A 16,252-nucleotide genomic window follows, 5' to 3' on the forward strand; every position below is an offset into this window, starting at 1 on the left:
AAAGGAATCGCCATGTTCGTAACGCCTTTTTGGGCAAGGAGCCGGCTCGCACCGGGGCGATGAGCACGAGGCCGCGCAATTCGCGTTCCTGCCGTTCGACCGGAATCGTGCGTTCGCTCATCGGAACCGGCAGGTCGGGCAGGCATGGCGGCTACCGTGGTTTACGCGAATCGCTACGCAAAGTTCCATATTTCGACTATTATAGAAATATGGAAGCAAACCAGATCATCGCTGCACTTGCAGCGCTCGCGCATGAGTCCCGGCTAGCCGTGTTCCGCGCGCTCGTCCAGGCCGGGCCGGAAGGCATGTCCGCCGGCCAGATCGCCACGTTGCTGGACGTGCCGCCGTCGTCGCTGTCCTTCCATTTGAAGGAGCTGGCGTATGCGCAACTCGTGACGAGCCGACAAGAAGGCCGCTTCGTGTTCTATTGCGGAAATTTCGCGACGATGAACGGCTTGCTGGCCTACCTCACCGAGAACTGCTGCGGCGGAAATCCATGTTCGCCGGTGCCGGCGTGCCCGACACCCGATCGCTGCCAATCCTGACGCCCTGACGCGCATGCGCGTGCATCGCCCATGACCACGAACGTACTGATTCTCTGCACCCACAACTCCGCCCGCAGCGTGCTGGCGGAGGGCATGCTCAATTTCTGGGCCGCGACGCTCGGCAAGGACGTCCGGGCGTACAGCGCCGGCAGCGCGCCGAGCGGTCGCGTCAACCCGTTCGCGCTGGAGGCGTTGAGGAACGCCGGCGTCGACGTCGACGGATACCGCAGCAAAAGCTGGGACGAATTCGCCGGCGACGGCGCGCCCGAGATGCGTGTCGTCATCACGGTGTGCGATAGTGCGGCAGCCGAAACGTGTCCGTACTGGCCCGGCAGCCCCATCAAAGTCCATTGGGGTTACGCCGATCCGTCGAATGCGGCCGGCGGTGACGAAGGCAGGCGACTTGCGTTCGACCTGACGCGTCAAGCGATCGGCTATCGCATGCTGCAGTTGCTGGCGTTGCCGCTCGAGCGCATGAGCAATGCCGAGCTTCAACGCGCGTTGACCGATATCGCGCGACATTGATCGCCCGTACGACGGCCCGCCGGCGTGAGCGGCGGGCGACGCCTTCGAGACCGAATCCCGTGCAATGACCGCGTACAACACCGCCCCGCCGCGCAAGGCCGCTACCAAGCCGGCCATCAATTTCTTCGAACGCTACCTCACGCTCTGGGTCGCGCTGTGCATCGTCGCGGGTATCGCACTCGGCCGGGCGCTGCCCGGTTTGTTCCGGCAGATCGGCCGGATCGAATACGCGCAGGTCAATCTGCCCGTCGGGTTGCTGATCTGGGTGATGATCGTTTCGATGCTCGTCAAGGTCGATTTCGCCGCGTTGCACGAGGTACGTCGACACGTGAAAGGCATCGGCGTCACGCTGGTCGTGAACTGGCTCGTCAAGCCGTTCTCGATGGCATGCCTGGGCTGGCTGTTCATTCGCCACCTGTTTGCACCGATGTTGCCGACGGACCAGCTCGACAGCTACATCGCCGGCTTGATTCTGCTGGCCGCGGCGCCGTGTACGGCGATGGTGTTCGTGTGGAGTCGACTCACGGGGGGCGACCCGCTGTTCACGTTGTCGCAGGTCGCACTGAACGACAGCATCATGGTGATCGCGTTCGCACCGATGGTCGGGCTGCTGCTCGGCATGTCGGCGATCACCGTACCGTGGGCGACGCTGCTCACATCGGTCGTGCTGTACATCGTCATTCCGGTCATCTTCGCGCAGCTGTGGCGCAAGCACCTGCTCGCCAAGGGCGTGGCTGCATTCGATGCCGCGATGGCGAGGATTGCTCCCTGGTCGATCGCTGCGCTTCTCGCGACGCTCGTCCTCCTGTTCGCCTTTCAAGGCGAGGCGATTCTGGCGCAGCCGCTCGTGATCGCGCTGTTGGCGGTACCGATCCTGATTCAGGTGTTCTTCAATTCCGCGCTGGCCTACTGGCTCAATCGCACGGTCGGCGAGAAGCACAGCGTTGCATGTCCGTCGGCGCTCATCGGTGCATCCAACTTCTTCGAGCTGGCCGTCGCCGCGGCGATCAGCCTGTTCGGATTTCACTCGGGCGCCGCGCTGGCGACCGTCGTCGGCGTGCTGGTCGAGGTGCCGGCGATGTTGCTGGTCGTGCGTGTCGTCAACCGGTCGAGGGGCTGGTATGAGCATCGGGCCTGAGTACATCGGAGAATCCGCAGATGACCGACGATATGAACGATCTACCGCAACTCGACACCGCGCTGTTCCGCGTGCCGGATGCCGCCCAATTGCGGCCGGCGGCGCCGTCGACGCATCCTCCCCGGATTCTGCTGCTCTATGGCTCGCTCCGCGAGCGCTCGTTCAGCCGCCTGCTGGTCGAGGAAGCGGCACGCTTGCTCACGGCGATGGGCGCCGAAGCCCGCGTGTTCAATCCGAGCGGACTGCCTCTGCCGGATGACGCGCCCGACAGTCATCCGAAGGTCGTCGAGCTGCGCGAACTGGTGATGTGGTCGGAAGGGATGGTGTGGTGCTCGCCGGAACGGCACGGCGCGATGACGGGCATCATGAAGTCGCAGGTCGACTGGATTCCGCTGTCGGTCGGCGCCGTGCGACCGACGCAGGGCAAGACGCTCGCGGTGATGCAGGTCAGCGGCGGTTCGCAGTCGTTCAACGCGGTGAACCAGATGCGTGTGCTCGGGCGCTGGATGCGCATGCTGACCATCCCGAACCAGTCGTCGGTGGCGAAGGCTTTCATGGAATTCGACGAAGCGGGGCGGATGAAGCCGTCCGCTTATTTCGATCGGGTCGTGGACGTGATGGAGGAATTGGTGAAGTTTACGTTGCTGACGAGAGACATCGGCCCGTACCTGGTCGATCGGTACAGCGAGCGGAAGGAGAGCGCCGAAGCGCTTTCACGGCGTGTGAACCAGCGAAGCATCTAGCGTCCTACGGAAGGAGCCAGGATGGAGATCCGTTGCGCCACTGTCGACGACTTGCCGTCGATTGAAGCATTGCTGCGCCAGAGCGGCCTGCCGGTCGCCGGGGTCGCAGGTCATGTGCAACGTTTCGTCGTTGCGATCGAGCATTCGACGGTATGCGGATGCGGCGGTGTCGAGTATTACGGTGACGCCGCGCTTCTGCGTTCCGTTGCGGTCGCCGCCAACATGCGCGGTTCCGGCGTCGGGCGGGTCATCGTGTCGCGGCTGGTGGACGCATGCCGTTCCCTCGACGTGCGGTCGTTGGTGCTGCTCACAACGACCGCAGAGGACTATTTTGCCCGTCTGGGTTTCGTGTGCGTTGCACGACGGGACGTGCCGTCTTCGGTGCTCGCGTCGCCCCAGTTCCAGGGCGTGTGTCCGGGATCGGCCGTTTCAATGCTGCGGGTTCTTTGAGCGTTACGGCGGTCGTTGCGTACGCATCTGCATCGTCGCGACGCTCGAAGGCCGCCCAATCGCCGCCGGCGTGTGCTTCTTGCTCCGCTCCGTCCACGTGTATCGCGGCGATCCTGCCGTATGCGACGTACGGCCGATCGGCCCCGCGTGGTATCGGATCGATCCGGAATCGGGTCGAATTGAAGCGCATTTCCTCCTCCAGGCGTTGTCATTGTCGAGATCGCCATTGACCCATCTGATCCGAACGTCGAGCCATCACCTCGGTGGCTTGCTGATGTTGCCCGCATGCTCGTCCCTGTACGAGAGGGGCGCTATCGGTATTGTCGTTTGCGGGTTATCGGCCGGTTCCGAATGGCGCGAGAAGGACGCGGGGTCCGTATCGACCAGCCGTCTTGAAGACCAGCGGCGGACATTTCCCGATCGCGAATAAACTCTCCTTTCCGTCAACTATGTATCGGTGGCACCGGAGTTTGGTGCCGGATGGGCGAACCCCGAGATACGGCGCCATCGGTGCCGGTAAGTTTGGTAGGCTTGTCGCCTGGGCTTGCTCGTCCGATCTCGACGTCGGCAAGTGGCACGATGAGATGCGGGTGCCGCCCTTGAAGATTGCAGGCGATACCCGTTTTTCTCGGCCGAACGCGATTTCGAGCGAATGCGAGCGAACGGTGAAAGGGCGGAACGCGCCCAACCGGCAACGGTTTCAGGCAAACCACCGAACCAACACGAACAGGAGCGAACGAAGTGATCAGACATATCGTCATGTGGAAGTTGAAGGAATCGGCGGAAGGCGCGACGCGTGCGCAGAACGCACTGAAGCTGAAGGAGAAGCTCGAAGGCTGCCGCGACCTCGTGCCGGGCACCCTGCAGATCGACGTCGGCGTGGCGACGCCGGGCCTCGACGCGACCGCCGATATCGTGCTCGTCTCCGATTTCGCCGACAAGGCCGCGCTCGACGCGTACCAGGTGCATCCGGTTCACCAGGAAGTGAAGAAATTCGTCGTCGCGGTGGCCGAATCGCGCGAGTGCGTCGACTACATCGTAGACAACGCACGATGAGCGACGCGGCAACCCCGACGGAAGGCCCGTCGATCGAAAGCCCGTTCGTCGATCTGCTCGGCGTGCAGCTCGTGTCCGCGAAGGATGGCGCGAGCGAGATCGTGCTGCCGCTCGAGGAGCGCCACATGAACACGTGGAGCATCGCGCACGGCGGCGTGACGATGACGCTCGCCGATATCGCGCTCGCGATGGCGGCGCGCAGCCTGACCGACGACGGCGTCGGCGTCGTCACGGTCGAGATGAAGGTGAACTTCATGCAGCCGGGCCGCGGCGAATTGCGCGCTTACGGGCGCGTGATGCACCGCTCGACGACGATGGCCTACTGCGAAGGCGAAGTGCGCGACAGCGACGGCAATTTCGTCGCGAAGGCGCTCGGTACGTTCAAGTACATGCGGCGGCTCGCGGTCGGCCGCGACATCAAGCGGCAACGTTCGCGCACCGCGCCGGACGCCCAGCCCGGCCCGAGCGACGCGTAAGCATCCATCACGCACGGCCCTGTCCCTTCGATGACGCAGGGCCGTCTCGTTTTGGCGCGCGGGCGGGCCGGCGCACCGCGCGCCGCGCTCGCCGGGCGCGCGCGTGGCATCATGTCACGCTTGTCCGTTCACGGCGCCACGCCGGCGCCGTCCACACCGATGCCGCTGAATCCCAAGATCGCCCAGGTGCTCGACATGATCGAGCGCGCGAAACGTCCGTCGTATCACCACCAGACGCCGCAGCAGGCGCGCGCCGCATACGAGAAGAGCGCGCCGATCCTCGACGTCGCGCCGGCGCCGATGCATTCGGTGGAAGCATGCGCCGTGCCGACGCGGGACGGCCGCACGATCGGTGCGCGGCTGTATCTGCCGGTCGAGCCGAGCCTCGCGGAGCCGCTGCCCGCGCTCGTGTACTACCACGGCGGCGGCTTCACGGTCGGCAGCGTCGACACGCACGATGCGCTGTGCCGGATGTTCGCGCACGATGCGCAATGCGCGGTGCTGTCGGTCGGCTACCGGCTCGCGCCCGAACACCGGTTTCCGACCGCGGTGAACGACGCGGACGACGCATTGCAGTGGCTGCATCGCGAGGCCGCCGCGTTCGGCATCGACGCCGCGCGGCTGGCCGTCGGCGGCGACAGTGCGGGCGGGACGCTCGCGACGGTCTGCGCGGTGCTCGCGCGCGACGCGGGCATTCGTCTTGCGCTGCAACTGCTGATCTATCCGGGCGTGACGGGTTACCAGGACACCGAATCGCATGCACGGCTCGCGAACGGCTACCTGCTGACGCAGGACACGATCCAGTGGTTCTTCACGCAATACGTGCGCGATCGGGCGGACCGCGACGACTGGCGTTTCGCGCCGCTCGACGGCACGCGCGATGCGCCGTCGTTCGCGGGTGTCGCGCCGGCATGGATCGCGACGGCTGAATTCGATCCGTTGAGCGACGAGGGCGCCGCGTACGCGGACAAGTTGCGCGCGGCCGGCAACGCGGTCACGCTGGTCCGCTATCCGGGGATGATCCACGAATTCTTCAAGATGGGCGGCTACGTGCCGGAGGTGCGGGCCGCGCATGCCGATGCGGTCGCGGCGCTGAAGGCTGCATTCGACGAAGTTTGACGGCGAGCGCGCGACGGCGTGCAGGCCGCGGGAGAGCTGCGATGACGAACGGCGCGGGCGTGGTGGAAACGGGCGACTGGACGGTGCTGGGCGGCGACGCTGCGCGAATCCGAGACGCGGTGTTCGTGCGGGAGCAGCAGATTCCGCCGGAATGGGAACTCGACGACGACGATCCGTTGTCGCTGCATGCGGTCGCGTACCGGACCGATGCGGCGACCGGGCTGCGCCGGGCGATCGCGACGGGGCGGTTGCTGCCGTCCGGCACGATCGGCCGCGTCGCGGTGCTGGCCGACATGCGCGGGCAGGGTGTCGGATCGGCCGTGCTGAATGCGCTGCTGGACGCCGCACGGCGCCGCGGCGAAGCCGTCGTGCGGCTGTACGCCCAGGATTCGGCGGTGTCGTTCTATCTGCGGCACGGTTTCGCGACGGTCGGCGAGCCGTTCGTCGAAGCCGGCGTGCCGCACGTCGAGATGGCGCGCGCGCCGTAGCGCGCAACGCGTGCGTTCAGCGCCGCGTCGTGTCGATATCGAACGTGAACGCGCGCTCGAATGCGCCCGGGCGGACGGTCCGGTGCGAGCCGTCGTCGTCGCTGCGCTCCTTGACCTCGACCGTCAGCCGCACGCCTTCCTTCATCGTGACGCGCAGCGCCGTGGTGCCGCGCGTGCCGTATTCGGGCGTTTCGATGAACGCGGCCGACAGCGCGCGCTCGCGCTCGATCGGAATGCCCGTGTGCGGCAGTGCGTCGTCATCGGCGACGTGCGGGTCGCGCATCAGCGCGATCAGCTCGTCGAGCGACGGGGTCGGGTTGTCGGTGAGCAGCGTGCCGAGCTCCGCGCGCTTGCGCACCACTTTCGGCCAGGGCGTGTCGAGCCGCGCATTCGACAGCGCATGCACGCCCGGCGCGATCGCGACGGGCGCGGCGACACGGCTTTCGCCCTCGGGCGCGCGGTTGCAGAACCATGCGAGTTCGCGCCGGCGCCAGTCGCCGACCAGCAGGTTGAAGCCGTTGTACACGGCCGCATGTTCGGCAAGTTGCTCGAGATAGTCGAGTGGGGCGACCGACGAGCCGCCGAGAAAGTCGGATACCAGCTTGCCGCGGGTCGGCGCGCCCGCGCGAATGTCGAACGGCGCACGGTAGTTGGTCAGCGCGGCGAAGCGGCCGTCGCGCGATACGCCGAGCCACGTGCCGCCCGCTTCGAGATCGCGACCGGCCAGTACGCCCGGCACGTCCTCCCACCACGAGAGCGGCGCGCTGGTCCGGCGAAAGAATTCGTCGCGATTGGCGGCGAGGGTAAAGACGGGACCGGCGGCGGCATCAGGCTGCCAGTCGAAGGCAATCAGGCACATCGGGCGAATCTCTCGCAGGAAACGTCGCGCGCCGGCTGCGACTCGCGAGCCGGCCCGCGAACGGGTTGTCAGTGCATCACGCTTCGGTCGGCCACGCGTACGGCAGCGCATCGAACGCGAGCGCCGGGCCGCCGGCCGAACCGAGGTGCACCGTGCCGCTGTCGAGTGCGGCGAGCTTGATCTCGACCAGCGCGTCGACGCCGCCCGCCGGCGCGGCCGCCGCATTGACGATCATCCCGCACGGCTGGCCCGGGTCGTCGCTGTGGAACAGCTCGACGCCGGCATGCACGGTATCGGTCTCGCCGGCGACGTGCGCTAGCGCGGTGCGGCGCTTGATCGTGCCGCGGTACTGGCTGCGCGCCACCACTTCCTGGCCCGGGTAGCACCCTTTCCTGAAGTTAACGGCACCGATCACGTCGAAGTTGACCATCTGCGGGACGAACTGCTCGACAGCCGGCTGCGTGATGCGCGGCTCGCCGGCGCGAACGTCGAGCCAGTCCCACACGGCGGGCGACACGACGGGCAGCGTGCCGGCCAGCGCGGCGACGCGCGCATCGACTTCGGCGCGCGGGCCGATCCACAGATAGCGCTTGCGGCCGGCCGCATCGGGCACGCGGATCAGCGCGCCGGCCGGGCCGTCGACCTTCACGTGCACGCCGTCGGGCAGCGCATCGAAGATGCCCGACAGCGCGGCGCGCACGTCGCCGACGAAGCCGGCCACCGCGAGCGTGTCGCTCGCGTCCGTCAGCTTCGCCTTCGCACGCAGCACGAACATCGACAGCCGCTTCTGCACGGCCGGTTGCACGTCCTTCGACACGAGCAGGCGCACGCCGTGGCCGGCCCGCCACGCGAGGAACGACGCGAGCAGGCGGCCCTTCGGCGAGCAGTACCCGGACAGCCGCGCGCTGCCGGCATCGAGATGCTCGATGTCGTTAGTGAGCTGGCTGTGCAGAAACGTCGCGGCGTCGTCGCCGGCCACGTCGATCACGCCGAACTGCGGCAGCGGCATGCAGGCGCCCGGCGCGTCGAAATCGGCGGCGGACGGGCGGGGGAAAACGGGGAGCGAGGCAGATGCGGCCTGGACAGCCGGTGAAGCGAACGGTGTGCTCATGGAATGAGGGAACAGTCAACCCTGACTTTGACGGAGGCGAGCAAGTATTATATGGGTCTTACCTGAGTCACGTTTCCATGTCCCTACTGAAGAAATGCGCCGCGACGATCGTGGCGCTGGCCGTCGTTATGGCCGCTGCCGGCGCGGGCGGCGGGTATTACTGGGCGACCCGGCCGCTGTCGCTGGGTTCGGCATCGCTCGACGTCACGATCAAGCCGCGCAGCAGCGTGAAGAGCGTCGCGTCGCAGCTCAAGCGCGGCGGCGTGCCGGTCGAGCCGCTCGCCTTCGTCGCGATGACGCGCGTGCTCGGGCTGTCGAGCCGGCTCAAATCGGGCAACTACGAATTCAAGACCGGCATCACGCCGTACGACGTGCTGCAGAAGATCGCGCGCGGCGACGTGAACGAGTACGTCGCGACGGTCATCGAGGGCTGGACCTTCAAGCGGATGCGCGCGGAGCTCGACGCGAACCCCGATCTGGCGCATTCGACGGCCGGCATGAGCGACGCCGAGCTGTTGCGCGCGATCGGCGCATCGGACAGCGCGGTGCAGCGCGGCAGCGGCGAGGGGCTGTTCTTTCCCGATACCTACCTGTTCGACAAGGGCACGAGCGACCTGAACATCTACCGGCGCGCATACCGCCTGATGCAGACGCGCGTCGACGAGGCATGGGCCGCGCGCACGCCGGGGCTGCCGTACAAGACGCCTTACGAAATGCTGACGATCGCGTCGATCGTCGAGAAGGAAACCGGCCATGCGGCCGACCGCGCGTTCGTCGCCGCCGTGTTCGCGAACCGGCTGCGCATCGGCATGCCGCTGCAGACCGATCCGTCGGTGATCTACGGGCTCGGCGACGCGTACGACGGCCGTCTGCGCAAGCGCGACCTGCAGGCCGACACTCCTTACAATACCTACACCCGACGCGGGCTGCCGCCCACGCCGATCGCGTTGCCGGGTGTCGCCGCGCTGCAGGCGGCGATCAATCCGGCCCCGACGAGCGCGCTCTATTTCGTCGCGAAGGGCGACGGCACGAGCGTGTTCTCGGACACGCTCGGCGACCACAACAAGGCCGTGGACAAGTACATACGAGGTCAATAATGGCGAGCGGTAAATTCATCACGTTCGAAGGCATCGACGGGGCGGGGAAGACCACCCACCTGTCATGGTTCTGCGAACGCCTCCAGGACCGGCTGGCCGTGGCCGGCCGGCAGGTCGTCGTCACCCGCGAGCCGGGCGGCACGCAGCTCGGCGAGAAATTGCGCGAGATCCTGCTGAACCAGCCGATGGATCTCGAGACGGAAGCGCTGCTGATGTTCGCCGCGCGTCGCGAGCACCTCGCGCTCGTGATCGAGCCGGCGCTCGCGCGCGGCGACTGGGTCGTGTCGGATCGCTTCACCGACGCGACCTTCGCGTACCAGGGCGGCGGCCGCGGGCTGCCGCGCGACAAGCTCGAGACGCTCGAGCGCTGGGTGCAGGGCGGCTTCCAGCCCGACCTCACGGTGCTGTTCGACGTCGCGCCGCAGGTCGCGAGCGAGCGTCGCGGCGCCGCGCGCATGCCGGACAAGTTCGAAAGCGAGTCCGACGCGTTCTTTACCCGCACACGCGCCGAATACCTGCGGCGCGCGGAAGAGGCGCCGCATCGCTTCGCGGTCGTCGACGCGACGCGATCGATTCCCGAGATCCGCCAGCAGCTCGAACGCGTGCTCGCCGCGCTGTAACCCGCAAGGAACGCCCCCCATGATCTATCCGTGGCAAACCGACGACTGGAACCGCCTGCAGCAACTGCGCGCGCAATGGCCGCATGCGCTGCTGCTGCACGGTCAGGCCGGGATCGGCAAGCTGCAGTTCGCGCAGCATCTCGCGCAGGGTTTCCTGTGCGAATCGCCGCAGCCGAACGGCGAGCCGTGCGGCGCCTGCGCGGCCTGCAACTGGTTCTCGCAGGGCAACCATCCGGACTACCGGATCGTGCTGCCCGAGGCGCTGGCGGGCGAGGCGCCGGGTGCGGCGGACGACGCGAAGCCGGCCGACGCGGACGAAGGCGGCAAGAAGACGCGGGCGCCGAGCAAGGAAATCAAGATCGAGCAGGTGCGCGCGCTGCTCGACTTCTGCGGGGTGGGTTCGCACCGCGGCGGCGCGCGCGTCGTCGTGCTGTATCCGGCCGAGGCGCTCAATGTGGCCGCGTCGAACGCGCTGCTGAAAACGCTGGAGGAACCGCCGCCCGGCGTCGTGTTCCTGCTCGTGTCGGCGCGCATCGACCGCTTGTTGCCGACGATCATCAGCCGCTGCCGCCAGTGGCCGATGACCGTGCCGGCGCCGGAGGCCGCCGCCGCGTGGCTCGCGGCGCAGGGTGTCGACCACGCCAGCGCGCTGCTCGCCGAAGCCGGCGGCGCGCCGCTCGCCGCGCTGGCGCTCGCGAGCGACGAGAACCGTCCGCTGCGCGACTACACGCTCGGGCAACTGGCCGCCGGTGCGGCCTGCGATCCGTTCGCGTGCGGCGAGACGCTGCAGAAGCTGCCGGTGCCGCTGGTGCTCGGCTGGCTGCAGCGCTGGCTGTACGATCTGCTCGCCCAGCGGATGGCCGGTGCGCCGCGCTACTTCCCGATGCATGCGGCGGCCCTGGCGCGCTGCGCGGAAGCGGTCGACGCGAACGCATTCGCGCGCTTCATGAAAGCCGTGACGCGGCAGCGGACGGTCGAGAACCATCCGCTCAACGCACGGCTCGTATTCGAGGAATTGTTTCTCGGATATCGGGAAATGTTTGCTTGATCCGGCATTGTTTCCGATGGGTTGCGAAACGATGAACGGATCACGCGCGGGCGCGAGCATGGCCGGCCGGTCCGCCCACGTCGCCCGGTACCGCATGCCGGCGGGCGCATGAGCGCCCGTCTCACGTATTCAGGAAACACGATGTTCGTCGACTCTCACTGCCACATCAATTTCAAGGGCCTGGCCGACCGTCTGCCGGCCGTTCTCGAGAACATGCGCGAGCACGACGTCATGCACGCACTGTGCGTGTCGGTCGATTTCGAGACGCTGCCCGACGTGCTCGCGATCGCCGAAGCGCACGACAACGTGTACGCATCGGTCGGCGTGCATCCCGATCACGAGGATGCGCGCGAGCCGACGCTCGCGGAGCTCGTCGAGCTGGCCGCGCACCCGAAGGTCGTCGCGATCGGCGAGACCGGCCTCGACTACTATCGCCTCGAAGGCCGCTCGATCGCCGACATGGAATGGCAGCGCGAGCGCTTTCGCACGCACATCCGCGCGGCAACCGCGACGATGAAGCCGCTGATCGTCCACACGCGCGCGTCGTCGGAAGACACGCTGCGAATCATGGCCGAGGAGCGCGCGGACGTGCCGGGCGGCGTGATGCACTGCTTCACCGAGCCGTGGCCGGTCGCCGAGCAGGCGCTCGCGCAGAACTTCCATATCTCGCTGTCGGGTATCGTCACGTTCAAGAGCGCGACCGACGTGCAGGACGTCGCGCGGCGCGTGCCGCTCGACCGGCTGCTGATCGAGACCGACTCGCCGTACCTCGCGCCGGTGCCGTATCGCGGCAAGCCGAATGAACCTGCGTACGTCAGCCATGTCGGACGCTTTATCGCATCCGAACGCGGGATCGCCGTCGAGGTGCTCGCCGATGCGACGACGCAGAACTTTTTCCGGCTGTTCAAGATCGCCCGCTAACGACGGGCGCGCAGCCGACAACCCAGGGAAGGAGCCCACAACAATGACGAAGCCGACCAACCACCTGCCCAAACGCGCACTCGTTGCGGCCGCATTCGTCGCGAGCGGGCTGTTCGCCGCCGCCGGCGCGCATGCCGAGTCGCTCGACGCGATCGTCAAGGCCGTCAAGTTCGACGACATCGCCGATATCGGCAAGCAGCTCAAGAGCGGCAAGCTCGATCCGAACACGCTCGCGCCGAACGGCGACCCGATCCTCGTGATCGCCGCACGCGAGAAATCCGACAAGGTCGCGGCGGCGATCGCCACGACGCCGAACGTCGATCTCGAGAAGGAAGACAAGGCCGGCGAAAACGCACTGATGCTCGCGTCGCTGAACGGCGACCTCGACCTCGTCAAGCTGCTGATCGACAAGGGCGCGGAAGTCAGCAAGAAGGGCTGGGCGCCGCTGCACTACGCGGCGACCAACGGCCACGACGCGGTCGTCAAGGTGCTGCTCGACCACGACGCGTACATCGACACCGCATCGCCGAACGGCACGACGCCGCTGATGATGGCCGCGCGCGGCAACCATGCGTCGACGGTCACGCTGCTGCTCGACCAGGGCGCCGACCCGCAGGTGAAGAACCAGCTCGGCATCACCGCGCTCGAGTTCGCGAAGCACTACAACGCGCCGGACGCGATCGAGATCCTGAGCAAGCGGACGACGCGTATCGGTGCGGCGACGCCGGCAGATGCTCAAAAGAGTGCAAAATAACGGTTTTTGGTGCGGCGGCGCCTGTCCGCCCGGCCGCCTTCCGGCCGGAACAGGGCATCCGGCGCCGCACCGGCCAACGCAGCAGGCGGTCCCCCGCCGCATTGACATAAGGAACACCATGTTGCGCGCAATGTTTTGTGCCGCGGCGTTTGCCGTGCCGTTGTCGGCGGCGGCTTTCACGGGCGCGGATCTCGACCGGCTGTGCGCGAAGACGGACGTCAAGTCGCGGGCGTCGTGCGCGGCCTATATCGAAGGCGCCGCCGACGGCGTCTACAACACGATCGATGCGATCGGCGGCACCACGGGGCCGCGCGTCGGTCAGTATTTCTGCCTGCCGCCCGACATCCGGGCGCAACAGATGACGGACGCGGTGCGCAAGTACATCGCGGAAAATCCGAAGCTGGCCGACTACAACGCGAGCACCGCGGTGTCGCTCGGTCTCGGCAAGGCGTTTCCCTGCAGGAGCGGCAGCTGATCTGACGCCGTGTCCGGGCGCGTGCGTGGCCCGGACGTCGCCGACGCATCCAGGACGAAGCCTGTGCGCTTCATCACTCGAGGGCGCCGATGATTTCAATCGAGGAACTGCAGCGCATCGCCGATGCGCCGTTGCATTCGTGGCTCGGCACGCTGGGCGTGTCGGTCATCGTCATACTGGTCGTCACGGTCGTGCACCGCCTCGGCGCACGCATCGTCAAACGCGTCGCGCAGCCGTATCCGCTGATGAGCGCGATCCTGCGCTACATCGACAAGCCGTCGCTCGTCGTGCTGGCGCTGCTGGCGCTCGAATTCCTGTGGCTCCAGGCGGACGACGGCATGTCGTTCGTGCGCGGCATGCGCACCGCGGCCGCCGTCGGCTCCATCGTGTCGCTCACGTGGCTGCTGGTGCGGCTCGCGGCCGGCGTCGGCGACGCGATCATCCAGGCTCATCCGATCGATACGGCCGACAACCTCCAGGCGCGGCGCGTCCATACGCAGGCCAAGGTGCTCGTGCGGACCGTGATGGTGCTGATCGTGATCATCGGCACCGGCGCCGCGCTGATGACGTTCCCGAACGTGCGCCAGATCGGCGCGAGCCTGCTGGCGTCGGCCGGTGTGGCGGGGCTGGTCGCCGGTATCGCCGCGCGGCCGGTGCTCGGCAACCTGATTGCCGGGTTGCAGATCGCGCTCACGCAGCCGATCCGGCTCGACGACGTGGTCGTGATCCAGGGCGAGTGGGGGCGCATCGAGGAAATCACCGGCTCGTTCGTGTCGGTGCGGCTGTGGGACCAGCGGCGTCTCGTCGTGCCGCTGCAGTGGATCATCGAGAACCCGTTCACGAACTGGACGCGCAGTAGCGCGGAGATCATCGGTACCGTTTACCTGTCGGTCGATTACCGCACGCCGCTCGCGCCGCTGCGCGAGGAACTCGCACGGCTCGTCCACGCCGCGCCGGAATGGGACGGCCGCGTGCAGGTGCTGCAGGTGACCGACGCGACGGAGCGCACGATGCAACTGCGTGCGCTCGTCAGCGCGGCCGACTCGTCGTCGTGCTGGGATCTGCGCTGCCGCGTGCGCGAAGGGCTGATCGCCTATCTGCAGAACCGCTATCCGCAATGCCTGCCGCGCAGCCGGATGGAGCTGTATCCGCACGAATCCGCGCCCGATGCGCCGAATCCCGAACGGCCGCACGCGCGCTCGCCTGCCGCCAGCACGGCGGCCAACACCGCGGCCGACCCGCAGGCCGTCGACGGTCGCTGAACGCAGCCCGGCGCCGGCCTGCCATGCCCCATCGCCCATTCCCATGACCGCGCTGAAGACGCTCGCCATCGCCAATTACCGCTCGCTGCGCGAGCTCATCGTGCCGCTCGCGGCGCTCAACGTCGTCACGGGGCCGAACGGCAGCGGCAAGTCGAGCGTGTACCGCGCGCTGCGGCTGCTCGCCGACACCGCGCAGGGCCGCGTGATCCCGTCGCTCGCGCGCGAGGGCGGCTTGCCGTCGACGTTGTGGGCCGGGCCCGAGCGCTTCTCGCGCGCGATGCTGGCCGGCGAGGTGCCGGTGACGGGCACCGTGCGCAACGGGCCGGTGAGCCTGAAGCTCGGCTTTGCGTGCGACGATTTCGGCTATTCGATCGATCTCGGCCTGCCGCTGCCGAGCAGCTCGCAGTTCGCGCTCGATCCGGTGATCAAGCGCGAATGCATCTGGGGCGGCGCGTTGCCGCGCCCGTCCACGCTGCTGGTCGACCGGCAGGGCGCGCAGATTCGCGTGCGTACCGCATCGGGCGACTGGCGGACGATTCCGCAACCGGTCGCGAGCTTCGACAGCATGATGACCGAGTTCGCCGATCCGACCGGCGCGCCCGAGATGATCGCGGTGCGCGAGCGGATCCGCTCGTGGCGCTTCTACGACCATTTCCGGACCGATGCGCGGGCACCGGCGCGCCAGTCGCACATCGGCACCCATACGCCGGTGCTCGCGGACGACGGGGCCGACCTGGCCGCCGCGCTGCAGACGATCCGTGAAATCGGCGACGCGGCGGCGCTCGACGCAGCGATCGACGACGCGTTTCCCGGCGCGTCGGTCGAGATCGACAATCCGGGCGGCCGTGGCCGCTTCGACGTGCTGATGCGCCAGCCGGGGCTGCTGCGGCCGCTGGCGGCGGCCGAGCTGTCCGACGGCACGCTGCGCTACCTGCTGCTCGCGGCCGCGCTGCTGACGCCGCGGCCGCCGGCGCTGATGGTGCTGAACGAACCCGAGACGAGCCTGCATCCCGATCTGCTGCCGGCGCTCGGCCGGCTGATCGCGCAGGCCGCGCGGCATTCGCAGGTGCTGGTCGTGTCGCACGCGGCGCGGCTCATCGCGACGCTCGAGCGCGAGGCCGGCTGCGAATCGCTGGTGCTCGACAAGCAGCTCGGCGCGACCGCGCTCGTCGATGCCGACTCGCGCGACCTGCCGGCGTGGAAGTGGCCGTCGCGCTGACAGCCTGATGGCGTGCGTTGGGTCGCGATCGACGCGGGAAGGCACCGGATCGGCGCCAAGCGGGCTCGATGCGAGGCGGCCGGGCTCGCTCGGCGGAATGTATCCGGTCTGTAACAACCCCCAAAAAATGAAAGGCCGGCGGTTCCGCTCATCGGGATCGCGAATAATAATGGGATATCCGGCTGGCGCCGCGCCGGCCGGCGCGGGATGGACGCAGGACGTGCGCGCGCAAGCGCGGCCCCCTGCCGGCCGTACCGCAACGGACAGGACACAGCAACCATCTTGAGACAGCCCATGTCATGCGCAATTGAAATCCGGCTGCCAACGCTCGCCAGTGCGAGCGATG

The 16,252-nt window shown here is 67.7% G+C and carries 19 protein-coding genes; 17 read left to right on the forward strand and 2 right to left on the reverse strand.

What is annotated here, in order from left to right:
- Positions 1-209: 209 nt before the first annotated feature.
- The 9 genes from WS61_RS30340 to WS61_RS30380 all read left to right on the forward strand — a co-directional run bounded on the left by WS61_RS30340 (position 210) and on the right by WS61_RS30380 (position 6,540).
- Complete coding sequence (locus tag WS61_RS30340; RefSeq protein WP_059506051.1) at positions 210-545, forward strand: helix-turn-helix transcriptional regulator; 336 nt, start codon at positions 210-212, stop codon at positions 543-545.
- Positions 546-575: 30 nt separating this feature from the next.
- A complete protein-coding gene (locus WS61_RS30345) occupies positions 576-1,070 on the forward strand; it encodes an arsenate reductase ArsC (RefSeq protein ID WP_059506053.1) in 495 nt (164 codons plus the stop codon).
- Positions 1,071-1,134: 64 nt separating this feature from the next.
- Positions 1,135-2,208: an ACR3 family arsenite efflux transporter gene (arsB, locus tag WS61_RS30350; protein WP_059506054.1), complete on the forward strand. Its 1,074-nt coding sequence runs from the start codon at positions 1,135-1,137 to the stop codon at positions 2,206-2,208.
- Positions 2,209-2,228: 20 nt separating this feature from the next.
- Positions 2,229-2,951, forward strand: coding sequence for an arsenical resistance protein ArsH (gene arsH, locus WS61_RS30355; protein ID WP_059506057.1), 723 nt, complete (start codon positions 2,229-2,231; stop codon positions 2,949-2,951).
- A gap of 21 nt (positions 2,952-2,972) precedes the next feature.
- Positions 2,973-3,401: an arsenic resistance N-acetyltransferase ArsN2 gene (gene arsN2 / locus WS61_RS30360; RefSeq protein ID WP_059506059.1), complete on the forward strand. Its 429-nt coding sequence runs from the start codon at positions 2,973-2,975 to the stop codon at positions 3,399-3,401.
- 741 nt (positions 3,402-4,142) lie between these two features.
- Entirely contained in the window at positions 4,143-4,457 is a 315-nt protein-coding gene (locus tag WS61_RS30365; protein ID WP_006483902.1) for a Dabb family protein, read from the forward strand.
- Positions 4,454-4,933: a PaaI family thioesterase gene (locus tag WS61_RS30370; RefSeq protein WP_006483907.1), complete on the forward strand. Its 480-nt coding sequence runs from the start codon at positions 4,454-4,456 to the stop codon at positions 4,931-4,933. The genes WS61_RS30365 and WS61_RS30370 overlap by 4 nt, the downstream gene beginning before the upstream one ends.
- A 159-nt stretch (positions 4,934-5,092) precedes the next feature.
- Positions 5,093-6,052 (forward strand): alpha/beta hydrolase, encoded by a 960-nt coding sequence (locus WS61_RS30375; protein ID WP_059506111.1) that lies wholly within the window; start codon positions 5,093-5,095, stop codon positions 6,050-6,052.
- 41 nt (positions 6,053-6,093) lie between these two features.
- The gene (locus tag WS61_RS30380; protein ID WP_059506060.1) at positions 6,094-6,540 is read left to right on the forward strand and encodes a GNAT family N-acetyltransferase; all 447 of its coding nucleotides are present in this window, start codon (positions 6,094-6,096) and stop codon (positions 6,538-6,540) included.
- 16 nt (positions 6,541-6,556) lie between these two features.
- Here the strand turns inward: WS61_RS30380 and WS61_RS30385 are convergent, their stop codons facing one another.
- Both WS61_RS30385 and WS61_RS30390 read right to left on the reverse strand, forming a co-directional pair.
- Positions 6,557-7,399 (reverse strand): NRDE family protein, encoded by an 843-nt coding sequence (locus tag WS61_RS30385; RefSeq protein ID WP_059506062.1) that lies wholly within the window; start codon positions 7,397-7,399, stop codon positions 6,557-6,559.
- 76 nt (positions 7,400-7,475) lie between these two features.
- Entirely contained in the window at positions 7,476-8,510 is a 1,035-nt protein-coding gene (locus WS61_RS30390; protein ID WP_059506065.1) for a folate-binding protein YgfZ, read from the reverse strand.
- Between the two features lie 77 nt (positions 8,511-8,587).
- On the opposite strand from WS61_RS30390, the gene mltG reads away from it, so the two are divergent.
- The 8 genes from mltG to WS61_RS30430 all read left to right on the forward strand — a co-directional run bounded on the left by mltG (position 8,588) and on the right by WS61_RS30430 (position 15,906).
- A complete protein-coding gene (gene mltG / locus WS61_RS30395) occupies positions 8,588-9,607 on the forward strand; it encodes an endolytic transglycosylase MltG (protein ID WP_059506066.1) in 1,020 nt (339 codons plus the stop codon).
- Complete coding sequence (tmk, locus tag WS61_RS30400) at positions 9,607-10,227, forward strand: dTMP kinase (protein ID WP_059506068.1); 621 nt, start codon at positions 9,607-9,609, stop codon at positions 10,225-10,227. Before mltG ends, tmk begins: the two co-directional genes overlap by 1 nt.
- Before the next feature lie 19 nt (positions 10,228-10,246).
- Entirely contained in the window at positions 10,247-11,275 is a 1,029-nt protein-coding gene (locus WS61_RS30405) for a DNA polymerase III subunit delta' (RefSeq protein WP_059506070.1), read from the forward strand.
- A 141-nt stretch (positions 11,276-11,416) separates the two neighbouring features.
- A complete protein-coding gene (locus tag WS61_RS30410; RefSeq protein WP_059506072.1) occupies positions 11,417-12,196 on the forward strand; it encodes a TatD family hydrolase in 780 nt (259 codons plus the stop codon).
- A 43-nt stretch (positions 12,197-12,239) separates the two neighbouring features.
- Positions 12,240-12,950, forward strand: coding sequence for an ankyrin repeat domain-containing protein (locus WS61_RS30415; protein ID WP_059506074.1), 711 nt, complete (start codon positions 12,240-12,242; stop codon positions 12,948-12,950).
- Between the two features lie 118 nt (positions 12,951-13,068).
- Positions 13,069-13,425 carry a Rap1a/Tai family immunity protein gene (locus tag WS61_RS30420; RefSeq protein WP_059506076.1) on the forward strand — a complete coding sequence of 119 codons (357 nt, stop codon included), beginning with the start codon at positions 13,069-13,071 and terminating at the stop codon, positions 13,423-13,425.
- Between the two features lie 89 nt (positions 13,426-13,514).
- The gene (locus WS61_RS30425) at positions 13,515-14,687 is read left to right on the forward strand and encodes a mechanosensitive ion channel family protein (protein ID WP_059506078.1); all 1,173 of its coding nucleotides are present in this window, start codon (positions 13,515-13,517) and stop codon (positions 14,685-14,687) included.
- A gap of 43 nt (positions 14,688-14,730) precedes the next feature.
- Positions 14,731-15,906 carry an AAA family ATPase gene (locus WS61_RS30430; protein ID WP_059506080.1) on the forward strand — a complete coding sequence of 392 codons (1,176 nt, stop codon included), beginning with the start codon at positions 14,731-14,733 and terminating at the stop codon, positions 15,904-15,906.
- Positions 15,907-16,252 lie beyond the last annotated feature (346 nt).

The organism is Burkholderia sp. ABCPW 11 (genome assembly GCF_001523445.1).
GTDB lineage: Bacteria > Pseudomonadota > Gammaproteobacteria > Burkholderiales > Burkholderiaceae > Burkholderia.

What these genes read in the sequence shown, in the direction of transcription:
- WS61_RS30380 (WP_059506060.1), top strand. Translation starts at nt 6,094, where the DNA reads ATGACGAACGGCGCGGGCGTGGTGGAAACGGGCGACTGGACGGTGCTG.
- WS61_RS30415 (WP_059506074.1), top strand. Translation starts at nt 12,240, where the DNA reads ATGACGAAGCCGACCAACCACCTGCCCAAACGCGCACTCGTTGCGGCC.
- WS61_RS30385 (WP_059506062.1), bottom strand. Translation starts at nt 7,399, where the DNA reads ATGTGCCTGATTGCCTTCGACTGGCAGCCTGATGCCGCCGCCGGTCCC.
- arsB (WP_059506054.1), top strand. Translation starts at nt 1,135, where the DNA reads ATGACCGCGTACAACACCGCCCCGCCGCGCAAGGCCGCTACCAAGCCG.
- mltG (WP_059506066.1), top strand. Translation starts at nt 8,588, where the DNA reads ATGTCCCTACTGAAGAAATGCGCCGCGACGATCGTGGCGCTGGCCGTC.
- WS61_RS30405 (WP_059506070.1), top strand. Translation starts at nt 10,247, where the DNA reads ATGATCTATCCGTGGCAAACCGACGACTGGAACCGCCTGCAGCAACTG.
- WS61_RS30340 (WP_059506051.1), top strand. Translation starts at nt 210, where the DNA reads ATGGAAGCAAACCAGATCATCGCTGCACTTGCAGCGCTCGCGCATGAG.
- WS61_RS30425 (WP_059506078.1), top strand. Translation starts at nt 13,515, where the DNA reads ATGATTTCAATCGAGGAACTGCAGCGCATCGCCGATGCGCCGTTGCAT.
- WS61_RS30430 (WP_059506080.1), top strand. Translation starts at nt 14,731, where the DNA reads ATGACCGCGCTGAAGACGCTCGCCATCGCCAATTACCGCTCGCTGCGC.
- WS61_RS30375 (WP_059506111.1), top strand. Translation starts at nt 5,093, where the DNA reads ATGCCGCTGAATCCCAAGATCGCCCAGGTGCTCGACATGATCGAGCGC.
- tmk (WP_059506068.1), top strand. Translation starts at nt 9,607, where the DNA reads ATGGCGAGCGGTAAATTCATCACGTTCGAAGGCATCGACGGGGCGGGG.
- WS61_RS30410 (WP_059506072.1), top strand. Translation starts at nt 11,417, where the DNA reads ATGTTCGTCGACTCTCACTGCCACATCAATTTCAAGGGCCTGGCCGAC.
- WS61_RS30390 (WP_059506065.1), bottom strand. Translation starts at nt 8,510, where the DNA reads ATGAGCACACCGTTCGCTTCACCGGCTGTCCAGGCCGCATCTGCCTCG.
- WS61_RS30345 (WP_059506053.1), top strand. Translation starts at nt 576, where the DNA reads ATGACCACGAACGTACTGATTCTCTGCACCCACAACTCCGCCCGCAGC.
- WS61_RS30420 (WP_059506076.1), top strand. Translation starts at nt 13,069, where the DNA reads ATGTTGCGCGCAATGTTTTGTGCCGCGGCGTTTGCCGTGCCGTTGTCG.
- WS61_RS30370 (WP_006483907.1), top strand. Translation starts at nt 4,454, where the DNA reads ATGAGCGACGCGGCAACCCCGACGGAAGGCCCGTCGATCGAAAGCCCG.
- arsN2 (WP_059506059.1), top strand. Translation starts at nt 2,973, where the DNA reads ATGGAGATCCGTTGCGCCACTGTCGACGACTTGCCGTCGATTGAAGCA.
- arsH (WP_059506057.1), top strand. Translation starts at nt 2,229, where the DNA reads ATGACCGACGATATGAACGATCTACCGCAACTCGACACCGCGCTGTTC.